Genomic DNA, 12436 nt, shown 5'->3' on the forward strand with positions numbered 1-12436 from the left:
GACTGTGGATAAATAGGATTATCGGCGTTGGAAGTGCTCATAGACTCTCTCGGTCGTCAGTATCGAACGATGCCGAAGTCGATTACGTACGTCCACGAGACGGGTGTCTGGGTCGGCTAGCATGTAGTTGGCGACCGAGTGACGGAAGGCATGTGGGTGGGATTCAGACGGCTCTGAAGGCTTTCCATCGGTTCGTTTGGGGCACACGTTGCCTTCAACCGCTAACCGCTCAGTGATGTTCCGAGCGGTGTTGGTGTTGATTCTCCCTCCTTGACGACTTGGGAACAGGTAGTCTTCGTCGTCTAACGTTTTCAGGTATGTGCGAAGCAATCGAACGGTCCCGAAGTGTCCGTAATGGTCTAACCGAAGTGTAGCTGCGCCGGGAGACTTGTTCTCGATTGGGTAGTCCTTTTGAATTTCTGCTGGAATCGTGACTTCTTCGGCGTTGAGGTCAAACATGTGCCGGGTCAAGCGGACGGTCTCTCGTGGCCGAGTCCCTAAATCAGCCGAAATAGTGACGAACACTTCGTCCCGAAGGGACGAATCATACCGTGTGTTACGACTGTGTGCGGCGTCTCGGAGGTCTTCGATTTGTTCTAAACTGAAGTGCCGGTGTACGACTTGCTTGGAGTCACTCATTGTGGTTCACCTCATTTACGATTTTAATGACTTCATCTTCCGTGAGCAGATTCAGTAGGATGTATACGTAGCTTATCAGTTCTTCTTCGTCGTCCGAATTCTGGACTATGAGATTGGCCACGTTGTACGACTGATGCCCATGCAGGTCCACCCAGCGTTCGATGCTGCCGTAGGGTTTGTCACTCATCGGACTCACCCCGGGCTTGTTGGTAATCTTTGTCGCTCCAGTACTTCTCTCGCTGATTCTGAACTTGTTGGAGCTTGCGGACCAAGAGGTCTGGATTGTCGGCAGCTAATCGTATGATAGCGTCTCCGAGGTCGGCTTTATTGGCGTCTAAGATTTCGTCCTCTTCGACTTCTAGTCGCTTGATTGCTCTACGGGCGGTTCTCTGGTCTTCGACTTGGAGGGTTAGTTGTTCACTCATAGTATCCCACCCGTATTTGCGTCGTATTCAAGAACGAAGCAATCGTTGTTGGTGCATTGAACTAGCGGATACCCTTTCTGTGTATTCGGGGTCTCCTCGCATTCAGGGCAGGGCATCATCGCTCGCTCACCTCCGAAAGACCAAGTTCTACTTTAGTCGGCGGGGTTTGAAGCAATTCAAACTTTGACTTCGGAATAGCTCTGTAGGTTTGTTTTTTGACCCCGAGACCAACCAATTCAACGTTATCTCCAACTTCGTATGGGGTTGTGTTTGCGTCTATACCACATTCATAAACGATATTATAGATGTACGACGGCGTGTGGAAAGGTGACAGCGTTCTGAGTGCATCGAATCTCGCTGAGTCTTCATCAGTTGCCACGACCAGTAACGGTTTCTGGAAGTGTCGTAGGTATCCTACAGAGTAGTCGTTTAACTCATCCACATCGATAGTCTGGATAACATTTCCAGAGATATGTTTGAAATCATTTTCGTCATCGTTCTCACTACTCATCGTCGCTCACCTCTTTTTTATAAAGTATAGCTACGAGACCCAGCGATAGTCCTGCTGTGAACGCTAATATTACTGCTGTTGAGTAGTCGTGGTGATAAGATGTGTACACAGACAGGATGCCTGCTAGTATGCTACATATTCCCCATGTCATTGTTTGGCTATAGTTCTCTATTCTGCATTTTATTTTCTTATACATTTTACCACATATAATATATGTATCTAAAAGTACTAATGTATTGTGTCACTTGGGGAGTTTGCAAAAAGACCTATTTTCAGGTCGAAATCAGGGGGCTATTTGGGTGAAATAGGACTTCAGTTGTGGCTTCTGTTAGGAGAATCAACAAGTGCTATACTCAGATACGTGGGAATTCCTCTTCTAACTCTTCTTTCACTTCTCTTTTCATATCTTCTTTCCTGCGTTTCCATACTCCATGACGGAGTATATGGGCAATCATCAATCCAATCAGAGCTACACAAATTGATAAACTAATATGACCGCTTGAAGATAGATATGTGGGAATACCAATGACTAAGAATAAATACGTGACAATAATCATTTCTATGTCGATAGAAGTGTATATCCAATACACTGGTTCTGGAATATATTTGTTGAACTTAGTCCAATACCATAAACCTAATTTCTTTTTCCAAGATTCAATTTTCATCATGATTCGACTCGCTAACTTATATCGTCCCATTGTTCTGATAACTATTTGTGGCGATTATAAAAGTTAGTGATGCTACAGCTAATCCCTTGACTTGATTTGAATAACGATATGAAAACTAAAATCTACCAATCTGACCAAACAAAATCAACCACTTCTCCCTCATGTGTAACAGCATTATCTCTCAGTTCGAGAAATTCAATCTCTCCATCTTGGGTTATTGATGCGTCAACAACGTCGTTCACGTGTATGAAGTCATCTGGTCGGTGGTCTACCCCGTGTACTTCTGTACCACCTAAAAAGTGACATCCGACTTCGTAGTTAATCACGAAACCGTGACTGACTCCAGTTGATTCGCTCCATGCAAGCTTCAGAACTCTTCGCACGTTCTCTTCGTCTACTTCTACTGTTTTCCGGTGCGGTTCTTCGTCCATTTTGTCTATTTCTCGCATCATTGTACTTGAATAAATGGGTGGGTGGTACAAAGGTGTTACCCCCTCTAGGGTGGGGGGTAGTATAGGGATAAAATCACTCACCGAAGAATACTATTTCGTCAATATCGAGCGGTAAGATGCTTGAGGAGCTAATTTGTGAAAGTGTTAGTGGGTTCGTCTGTTAGGGAAATCCACAAGCGATTGTTTTATTCATCACCGTATGATTCAATAACACTTGGATTGACTGTTACCTTTCTACCTTCTTCAGTCACGGCTTCAAGGAACTCATTTAGGCTCTCTTCGGAGTCATCGATATACCAATAACCGCCGTCGAGTTCGTACTCAGTGTTAGAATAGTCTGTTTCCTTAATTAAATTCCTATCCTCATAGTCAACATCTATTTTCAGCATATTATTTTCTTCACTACGCCACGAGATACGTATATCTGATTCGTCTATTTTTTGGACATCTGTCTTGACTCCATTTTCACCTATTATCACATTTCTTTTCATGCCCTTTGGAGTGACTTTTATTGTTTCTCCGGCCCATGAGATTTCGTAGATTTGCTTGAAGCCATCCATCTCTTTTTCAATCGAAACAGAATTCCCCGAATATTCTTCGCCTATGTTCTTCCTTTCATTTTTTGCATCATCTGTGGGCAAGTCATCGCCGTCGTCGGCAACGGGACCGATGTAATGCCACTCTCGACCTTCGCTTGGAGGAGCTACGAGATACCAGTACGGTCCGTGTCCATCGATTGGCTTATTGATTAATGACCCTCCACCAAATCCTTCTTTGTTTCTTATGTCGTCAGCTTTGCTTGCGGCTTGTGCAGTATTATATGCTTTTGCCATACATGTAGGTAAGAAACATAAGTATATTAATTTTGTTACTAATAGATAGTAATTTATCGTATTTGAGTTAGACTGGTTGAAACAAGAAGTGTTATTCGAACTGTGCTAACCATTCCAAGGTCGCCTGTGACCGAGCCCGCTTGCGATAACACGCTTCCAAGCGCCCGTTCGCAGATGTTTCCTTGATGCCCAACTCTTCGGCCACTTCACCTACGGAGAGGTCTTCTCCTTTGTATAATCGCCATGCTTCTTTCTGCTTTTCAGTTAAACCCGGTTCCGACCAGTTCTTTTCTCCACCCATGGTTACACCTCTCTCGTGTATTTATTTTCAAAGTCAGTATCATCCTTAACAAGACTCATTATTTCAAGATGATTCAGTTGCGTAGCTACTTTCCCTCGGATGAAATACGAATAATCTGCTGCATCGATTTCATCGAATTCGTCTTCATCTGGCAATTCATACGCCCACAAGGTCTCGCCGCTATTGTGTGTCGCCTCTACTTTACCATCGTCGCTGATTTCGATTATTACACTCATTTGTAGTTTCACGGGCGTTAGCCCAAGGAGAGACAGGGGAATTTGATTCCCGGCATCACGCTGTCGCTGTCTCCTGATTATTCGATTTGATAATGAATTGCAGCTAACCCACCAGTAGATGGATGTACTTGGATGGCTCCTCTACCGACTTTGTGCAAACGGAGACCGTTTCCAACAAGATTGTCAATGAAGTCTTCAACTGCTTCCGGTTCGTGTTCGAACCACTCTTCCCAGTCTTCAGAACCTTCTGCGACCATTTCCACATCTTCGACTTCGATGGTTCCAACGTCAAACACAGTCCACTGGTTGTCAGCTATTTTCGCATATCCCCATTTTTCTCCGTCTGTGACGAGTGTGCGGTTGTATGCATTGTTATTGATTTGGTCGTGAGCTATTGCAACAAAATCCGTATCAGCATCTTCAACTGTATGATTTCGAGCGTTAAATTCAATTTCTTGTTTGTCCATAGTCTGTCCTTCTTCAAGTCCATCGTCCGTTTCTGTCTTGTTCTGAATCATCGCATTTTAACAAAAGAGTGGGTAGAATAAAGCTGTTCCCCCCTTTAGGATAGGGGGTAGTATTAGAATATAGTACTCTCAGAGAAAACAAAATCGTCTCTCTGTTGCTTGATTTTGAATAAAGTAAAAAGAAGCGTGTATTCTTTCGCCCGCACACTCGTTCATAATGCTCTCACTTCGGTCGGGCAAGAAGGTCTAAGTTAGGCCAAGTTCTTCATAAACAATCTCTCGTGTTACCTCTATATCCTCTAGTTCCCATTCTTCAGCTAGTCTTAGCTCACTATGAATCGCATCTTCTGGAATAGGGAATATTCTAAAGGATTTTTTAAAACGAAAATTGCCATCGTTTGATATGTGTGGGAATGCGTTCATCGAGAAGTAAGTGCCAGTAGAACGAGTGTTTATGAGCAACCGAGTTTGAAATGGTTTTGTTATTGTTATAACCTTTTCTCCACTAATCACTTGTTTAACATCATCTGAGGAAAAATACATTTCAAGGTCTTCAATAGTCTCGTTCGAAAGATGCCCTCTTTCCGTTGTGAACCCCATCTTACGACAATACCTCAGCCAATCAATTAGATTAGCAAATATTGTCTTGAGACGTTCTCGATGAGATTTGGGCCTGTCCATCTGAACAAGGTATTTGATTTGTCTACAATCTCGTTGTGTGGCGTCAGAAATTCTTTCGTATCGTTTGTCAGAATGTTTCCTAATTTTCTCTTTATGATGGAACCAGCGCCGATTCAAAAAATCAATAGAGTCTACAAGTTTCCCTCCTGCTTCGGGACTGCCTTTGAGGTCCTTGAGGTCTCCTAAACTAGAGTCAACAACATTGATTGTGTCCTCCAGTTTTGCTTGTGTTACTTCATCTTCTGGATACCACGCCCCTTCTATTCTGGATGCTGCTGCTTCTACACTGTCATACCATTCTTGTTTTTCTCGTTTTGATTGGCGGTTCATCTGCCAAGATGTAACTAGGAACGCCACTATTGCGGGCAGAAGAAGAGAACCAAGAACTAATTCTATCAGTTGCTCCTGTTCAATAGGACCAATCACCATTAGTCTCTCAATTTTGATTGAACCATCATAAGGGCTACTGAGGTCTTGCAGTCCGGAGAAGAAAATCAGTCGAGGATTCCGAATTTAATTAAAATCATTATGCACACGACTACTATGGTACCTATTATCGACCACAGTCCGTACGCCTCTGTCGTGAATAGTGGGTCGTATTCCAACGGCAGGTATCCAGTAGCACCGATTATACCGGATAAAACCATGCCGACGATGCCACCGACAAACGGAATTAGAAGTACTATAGCTACCCATTTTAGTAATTTTAATATCATGTATACATAACTACACAATCCGCTAGTAAAGGGTTTTCCCGGACACGATATAGATATATTTAGACTTGCTTAGTCAAGTCAAATCGTAGTAGAACGCCGTCCTGAGTCGTGTCTAACCAAATAATTGGCGGATGCTCATCTCCAGAAATACGAAAACCAAGGTCTGCCGAAAATCGAAGTGTAACCTTGCCCTCGTCCTCATTTATGTGGTCTATAGTGCATGTTGGATTAGTGGAGATTATCGATGTGATGTAGTCCACTGATTTTTCAGTCACTCGTGGCGGGTCAACTAGCTCACGAAGGTCGTCACGGTCGTCAGGCATGCACATGTATATTCTTCTACGGTACCTTATACGGCTGATTATATTACACTATCCTGTGTACAAGTAAAAATCAGGCGTGGTTTCTCGGTTCTGAACTGTAACAGATGGGGGTTTTCGGTCTTAGAATGTTACTTAGACCACTATATCAAATCGGAGGTCCATCATACCCATCCATTGTACCATATATTTTATCTTCATAATTTCCAACATGTCCGTCATCATTGTACGTTTCTGCCCAGTCTCGCTCTACGTACCAGTCTAACACATTATCCCCGTTTACAGTTGCATCTGAATTTAACTGACGGACATTCCACCCGTCGTCAATCAATGATGCAAATATTATCGATATCGATGATGCAGCTAGCGCAGCATCGTCTTGATTACCGTCGTCATATACTAAGTCCACATCTGAATCCGTCGTTGTTACCGACGTGACTTCTAATGCTTCATCAATAACTGAAACTGCTTCTTCGAATTCTCCAACATACTCTCCATCACCCGGATTATAATCTTCATCACTGGAACTAGCGCAGCCAGCGAGACCGACAACACCGAATCCACCCACCATAGACAGCATCTTTCGTCTGTTCATAGTCTGACCTACACATGAGTGTCATATCAAACTACCTTTATCTCTGTGGTTATTCTCTTCTCGTCGCACGATTACGCACGTATAATTCACGCATGTCCGTTTCGTAGATTTCTTCGAAACATAGTGTCCGAACATGGTTTAGTAATCGATAGACAGCAGTGATGTGGACACCGGACAGGCGGCGACCAGCCCCACCAAAGACGGGCGCACACGCTACGTACGTGCGTATAGAAGCAAGGGAAACAAAAATCCGAAATCAGGCAAGACCAAGGTTCTGAAGCTTGTTCTCATGCTTGTTCTTTGCCCTTCTGACGGTCTTGTCGGAAACCCCGTACACGTCCCCTATCTCGGTCTGAGTCATGTCCGTGGTAACATCCAGAATCGCCATCATCTCCCTCTCATGCTGGTTTTTCAGTTCCTCAAGGTCTTCCCATGTTGGTAAGTCGTCTTCATCATCGTCGCCTTCATCAAATTTGAAGTCTCCTTCATCCCATGTATCCCAGTCTAAGCTTGTCTCTGGAACTTTCGAGAGTTTCATCTTCCGTCCTATCCCCTGACGGTCTTTCACGTCGCCCCAGAACACGGCTGTCGTCTGGGACTGCTTCTCCACGAAAGTCGTACACAGCGCCCGCAGAGAAGCGTCTATGTCCTTTCCATCCTGCCCTATGAGAATCATATTCGCCTTTGCCTTCCGAGCGAGTTTGAGAACCTTCGCAAGAGCCTTAGCTTTCCATTGGTCCGACCCAGTTCCAGTAAAAATCTGGGCGGCTTCATCAATCAACATCAACATCTCATCCACGTCTTCGCCAGCCTGAACACGTTCACGGCGGTCTTCCAGTAGGTCGACAAGGCGACTGTATTCCTCAATCTCTTCATCAACCGTGTCAGACGTAATGTTCGCCGCTCTGTAGATGTTCTCCTCGCCGTAGATGGACTCGAAGACCTCGAACAAGAGCATAGCGAAGTTTGACTTCCCGGAGCCCATGTCCCCGTAGATATAGCCGATAAACACGGGGGTGTTCTCTATCATTTTCATAAGCTCCATCAGGACCTGCATCCCGCTCACGTCCTTCTGATAGCCCACCAAGCCAGAGAAGAAATTGAGCGTCTTAATATTGCCCGAGAAAAGGGCTTCCGTCCCTGTCTCTGTGGACCACTTAGCTACGATGTTCTTGCAGTATTCAGTGTCCTCGAACCGTGCGGGCATATCCATGTCGTAATCATCCGGGTCGTAATCACGGGCCATATCGTGTAGATGGGCTCGAACCCTCGGATTAGCGATTTTTCCTGTCCACGGATGGAGTTCAGGTTCGTCCTCTTGATTCGGCAGGTTTCCGTCGATAAACTCCTTAAATTCGGCTTCAGGAGCGTGTTGTTCGGCGCTCATTGGTCTTCACCTCCATCTGTTGGTAAGCTGTCTCCGCCGTCAGAGCCATCTCCAGTAGAGTCAGAATCAGTGTTCTGCTGTTCGAAGACCTCGGAGACAGACCCATCTCCATCGTACTCGTCGTCTCCAGCAGTTGTTTCTAAATAATCTTCTAGGGGGCTGTTAGGCATCTCTCCATCAGCTCTAGTTGAATACTCGGCGTCCTTGACCAACTGCTTCTTCTCTCGCATAGCGTCTTCTTGAGCCCGTCTGTGACGTGTGGAGATGTCTTCATATGCTGCATCGACTTCTTCCCCGAAAGTCGATATAATGTCGGTCACAGCGAATTTGAACGTACGTATCTGAGACGGGCTATAATCGGCTAAGTAAGCGGATTTAGCTACATTCGTCTCAGGGTCATATTCAGTCGCTTCCCATCCGTGTCCACGCTTCCATGGCACCCTATGGAGACCATCTTTACCGATTTCTTCACCGGTCTCGTGGTGGATTACAGTTAGGTCAGCCCACGTTTCTTCAGCTAATTTCCAAAGCCCAGTTTCGCCCGTCACGGGGTCTTTACCTTCTATTTTTTCACCAGCAGATTTGACTATATATGCACCCAAGACGATAGCTGGTGGGCCAAATATAGAAAATGCGACAAAGTATATAAATGGATAATCTGGGTGGAGACCATCTAATCCGAACCATGCGAAAATACCCCAGTCAAACACATCAAAGCCGATTATCTGTAGTCCACTAGCTAACCAGAATACGATTAATGTAATAAATGGACCAACACCAACAGCCCACAGTCCCATCGATTTCATAGCCGATACGACAGGGTATCCTCGGTGTTGTAAAACACCGAGAACGATGGCGACAACCGTGAAGAAAGTTATGTACAGCATCATATTATTTCATCCTCGTTACGGAGTTTTTGCGGATTTTTCGAATAGCCAATGCACCTGCTCCAGCTACAGTGAAAATAACAATTCCAGTCATCATGATTCCGGCCAGAGACCGGTCTTCTTCTGTCTCAGTCTGGATATCAGCGCCATCGTAATCGGACGCCTGATACCGCTCTCCATCGACAGTAATCGTCGCTACTGGATGCTCTCGAACGTCGATAGTAACCGTGTTACGACCCTCTTCAAGATACAAGGACTGGACAGGTGGAAGCGGCCCAGAATCCGTCACACCGTCGTCTGTGTACGTTCCAGACACTTCGTCATCAGCGTCAATAACTACCTCTAACGCCCCCTCTTCGGTCTCGTAGTAATCCACGATACGAACATCATCTGTCATCGCATGTGTGTACTCTGCGCCCTCATCTACGTCCTCGACCTCGGAGTCATCGTCGGAATCAATAGGCGGTGGTGGTGTTTCATCGGCTACTGCGACGTTTGCGAACAACGCCAGCAGCGCAAGGCTTATTCCCATAATCAGAACTATTCGTTTCGCATTAGACATACAATAATAAATAGAGTTTCTAAGAACTAAGATGCAACGACGAAACGGGTGTAAAATGCCCTAATTGGCAGCTTTAGCTAGGATAGCTAAGAATACGAATAACATTGCTACCATCCCACCACCAATCATAATTTGTTCATCGTTGAGACCGTCATCAACGTCACCTCCACCACCACCGCCGCCATTAGAATCATCTACGTCGATACTGGCTGTTACTTCGTTCCCGTGCCCATCGTCCATAATTATGACTTCTGAATCTTCTCCAGAAATAAATTCAGTGTCACCATCCATGGTATATACTTCTGCATAATAGCCTTCATCGACCGTCATAGACACTGAACCATCATAATCTATATCTGACGGCGCTAAATCATCATCGCCAGACATAGAGTCAGGAACTACTTGCTTTAGGACTTCAGATTCATAGACATTATTAAACTCTTCATCAGGGTCATAATCTTCCCACACATCGATAGCTACTGCGTATGTACTATCGATTTCAGTGTTATCGATTTCAGGCGGTTCAGAATCCACATAATCTAGCGTAATAGTGACATCATGTGGAACCGGTTGTATCTCAGAATCATCATCGAACGACACGACATGGCTCTGCCCTGATGTGGTATCTGTTACTTCATACTCATCTGAATCTGAAATGTCGAAAACATCCTTATCGGGGTGTTCCGCATTTATATTGTATGTGCCTGTAAGTAAGTTTATAGTGTACTCACCTTCAGAATCAGTCGTTTCTGTGAATTTATCGCCCGAGTCTACATCTGTATATATGACATCTAAATCAGATACTGGGTCGTCATCTAAATCAGTGACCGTCACATCTATCGATGGAATCATATCATATCCTTCACCATATCCATCGATATAGGCATTCTCGTACTCATCTATAAACTCATCTGCGTCAGGGTCTGGTTCAGGGTCTGGGTTATGTTCTAATCCTTCGACTGCATCCATCTGACCATCCTCTACACCATCCTCGAAACCGGCTATTTCAGCGTCTTCATATGAGTCATATGCCGCTACAGTGCCTATACCTGCGAAAATCACGGACGTGACCATGGCGATAGCCATGAAACACGTTGCTATTTTACGTGTATTTAACATACATTATTATATAGTATCTGAAAGAATAAACTTCTGTGGGCGATTAGGTTTAGAACGGCTATGGGAAGGCGACCGAAATAACCACACGTGCGGTGATAATCACCACTACGAGACCCCCACCTACGATAGCTACAGCATATGACACGCCGAAGTCATCTACTAGGTCATCCCAAAACGATTCGAAGAATCCGCTACCACCCTGTCGTTCTTCTAGTAATTCTTCGATATTCTCGGTCTGAAGTCTTAATTCTTCGATATATTCAGACGAATCGTACTCCGAATAATTCCGTTCCTCATATTCGATGTAATCTCCGTCATCAATCTCATCGATAGTCATTTCATCGCCGGATTCAAGAACCCATTGTTCGACGTTTCCATCAGAATCTATGGCTTGAATTATAATGTCATCATCATAGTCATCAGCGGCATACGTTTCGCCTTCTAACCATGCGATTATACCATCGTCAGTCGTCGTTTCTGGTGCGGCACGAGTCGTCAGAAGTCCAGATGTTTCGACTTCAGTTCCATCAGATTCAGTCACAGTGAACGTCGCTGGGGCGTCAGCAGCCGTCTGATAACCCGCAGCAGCAGCAGCGATAGCAGCGAAATCTACACCATCAGTATCATCACCGATAGTCGCCATCACAGATGGGTCAGCACATTCCATCATATCCACATCTGAACCATCATATTCGGCGTAAATATCAGACGCATAGACGGCCATTTCGTTGGCTACATCCTCTGAATCATCATATATCTGGTCGATAATACCCATCTGGTCTTCCGTATCAGACAGTGTGATAGGTTCCCCCACATTATATTCGGCCACTTCGGGGTCTAGTGCCTGAAATACGGCGTATGCGTCATCCTCTGGTGCATTCACAGACGCATCCGTAGGATTATCTGGGGCAGTCAAATCCACACTAATATCGTGTGCGGCTATCCCCGGTGATTCCATGTTCTGCATTTCTGTCGCCATTTCAACGGTATCTCCATTCGGAAGTTGTTTCTCTTCATATACAACTTCGGTGTCGTCTGTCCAGAGAATCCGCTCGTCGGTGTTTTCATAGTCGCTATTTCCGACGATATCACCGTGTATTAGGTGGTATACTTCGTTATCCGTCCCTTCCGTCGCTAAGTCCACTTGTGCGGCACTGTGTATCTCCTCGACCTCTGAGTTCCACGAATTGATGTGGTTCTCGAGAATCAGGCTATAGTGGTCATCCACACCATCTTCAGTGTCTGCTATCATCACAGATTCCGGGGCGTCTTCCTGAAGCGCCTGACACGTAGCATACTGCCCGTGTCCAATCGCCACTTGTTCAGCATCTGTGATTTCGTTCTCCACCCACACCATCGACTCGTCTACATTATCCTGATAGGAAAGAGCGTCACGGAACAGTTCTTCTTCCACTTCACCCGCACCCATGCCTTCCGTGTCCTCGCCCATGGACCCTATTAAATATCCACCACCACCACCTACAGCAGTACCACCTACTACAGCAGCACCTGCCACTAATGGGGCGATAGCAGCTACAGTCTGGGTCATAATTAACATCGATACCACTAACACGACCATGACGGTCGCAAGGCTCGGGGTTTTCTTTTTAAATATTTGCAACATGAATAATTACACC

At 45.2% G+C, this 12436-nt stretch carries 17 protein-coding genes; all 17 read right to left on the reverse strand.

The genetic code is table 11. The features are described from left to right. Positions 1-18: 18 nt before the first annotated feature. The 17 genes from B2G88_RS20185 to B2G88_RS12175 all read right to left on the reverse strand — a co-directional run bounded on the left by B2G88_RS20185 (position 19) and on the right by B2G88_RS12175 (position 12423). Positions 19-639 (reverse strand): tyrosine-type recombinase/integrase, encoded by a 621-nt coding sequence (locus B2G88_RS20185; RefSeq protein WP_054862618.1) that lies wholly within the window; start codon positions 637-639, stop codon positions 19-21. Beyond that, on the reverse strand, positions 632-826 hold the full coding sequence (locus B2G88_RS12115; protein ID WP_054862617.1) for a hypothetical protein: 195 nt from the start codon (positions 824-826) through the stop codon (positions 632-634). Before B2G88_RS12115 ends, B2G88_RS20185 begins: the two co-directional genes overlap by 8 nt. Next, the gene (locus tag B2G88_RS12120) at positions 819-1064 is read right to left on the reverse strand and encodes a hypothetical protein (RefSeq protein WP_054862616.1); all 246 of its coding nucleotides are present in this window, start codon (positions 1062-1064) and stop codon (positions 819-821) included. Before B2G88_RS12120 ends, B2G88_RS12115 begins: the two co-directional genes overlap by 8 nt. Positions 1065-1179: 115 nt before the next feature. Next, entirely contained in the window at positions 1180-1575 is a 396-nt protein-coding gene (locus B2G88_RS12125) for a hypothetical protein (protein WP_087714876.1), read from the reverse strand. 353 nt (positions 1576-1928) lie between these two features. Beyond that, a complete protein-coding gene (locus B2G88_RS19105) occupies positions 1929-2273 on the reverse strand; it encodes a hypothetical protein (protein ID WP_140408846.1) in 345 nt (114 codons plus the stop codon). A gap of 92 nt (positions 2274-2365) precedes the next feature. After that, positions 2366-2674, reverse strand: coding sequence for a hypothetical protein (locus B2G88_RS19110; protein ID WP_140408847.1), 309 nt, complete (start codon positions 2672-2674; stop codon positions 2366-2368). Positions 2675-2880: 206 nt separating this feature from the next. Continuing rightward, positions 2881-3528 carry a hypothetical protein gene (locus tag B2G88_RS19115; protein ID WP_140408848.1) on the reverse strand — a complete coding sequence of 216 codons (648 nt, stop codon included), beginning with the start codon at positions 3526-3528 and terminating at the stop codon, positions 2881-2883. Between the two features lie 91 nt (positions 3529-3619). Beyond that, on the reverse strand, positions 3620-3829 hold the full coding sequence (locus B2G88_RS12135) for a helix-turn-helix transcriptional regulator (RefSeq protein ID WP_054862612.1): 210 nt from the start codon (positions 3827-3829) through the stop codon (positions 3620-3622). A 2-nt stretch (positions 3830-3831) separates the two neighbouring features. Continuing rightward, positions 3832-4077 carry a hypothetical protein gene (locus tag B2G88_RS12140; protein WP_140408849.1) on the reverse strand — a complete coding sequence of 82 codons (246 nt, stop codon included), beginning with the start codon at positions 4075-4077 and terminating at the stop codon, positions 3832-3834. A gap of 65 nt (positions 4078-4142) precedes the next feature. Beyond that, positions 4143-4583, reverse strand: a complete 441-nt coding sequence (locus B2G88_RS19120) for a hypothetical protein (protein WP_140408850.1) — start codon at positions 4581-4583, stop codon at positions 4143-4145. A 195-nt stretch (positions 4584-4778) separates the two neighbouring features. Further along, positions 4779-5642 carry a hypothetical protein gene (locus tag B2G88_RS19125; protein WP_140408851.1) on the reverse strand — a complete coding sequence of 288 codons (864 nt, stop codon included), beginning with the start codon at positions 5640-5642 and terminating at the stop codon, positions 4779-4781. 755 nt (positions 5643-6397) lie between these two features. Beyond that, entirely contained in the window at positions 6398-6844 is a 447-nt protein-coding gene (locus tag B2G88_RS19130) for a hypothetical protein (protein WP_140408852.1), read from the reverse strand. Between the two features lie 256 nt (positions 6845-7100). Continuing rightward, positions 7101-8231: a hypothetical protein gene (locus B2G88_RS12155; RefSeq protein ID WP_087714878.1), complete on the reverse strand. Its 1131-nt coding sequence runs from the start codon at positions 8229-8231 to the stop codon at positions 7101-7103. Beyond that, positions 8228-9121 (reverse strand): hypothetical protein, encoded by an 894-nt coding sequence (locus B2G88_RS12160; RefSeq protein ID WP_087714879.1) that lies wholly within the window; start codon positions 9119-9121, stop codon positions 8228-8230. The genes B2G88_RS12155 and B2G88_RS12160 overlap by 4 nt, the downstream gene beginning before the upstream one ends. A 1-nt stretch (position 9122) precedes the next feature. Then, positions 9123-9680: a hypothetical protein gene (locus B2G88_RS12165; protein ID WP_140408853.1), complete on the reverse strand. Its 558-nt coding sequence runs from the start codon at positions 9678-9680 to the stop codon at positions 9123-9125. 60 nt (positions 9681-9740) lie between these two features. Further along, on the reverse strand, positions 9741-10766 hold the full coding sequence (locus B2G88_RS12170) for a carboxypeptidase-like regulatory domain-containing protein (RefSeq protein WP_176393227.1): 1026 nt from the start codon (positions 10764-10766) through the stop codon (positions 9741-9743). A gap of 91 nt (positions 10767-10857) precedes the next feature. After that, positions 10858-12423: a hypothetical protein gene (locus B2G88_RS12175; protein WP_087714881.1), complete on the reverse strand. Its 1566-nt coding sequence runs from the start codon at positions 12421-12423 to the stop codon at positions 10858-10860. Positions 12424-12436: the final 13 nt, after the last annotated feature.

Origin of the sequence: Natronolimnobius baerhuensis (genome assembly GCF_002177135.1) — an archaeon.
In the GTDB taxonomy this organism is placed as follows: domain Archaea; phylum Halobacteriota; class Halobacteria; order Halobacteriales; family Natrialbaceae; genus Natronolimnobius; species Natronolimnobius baerhuensis.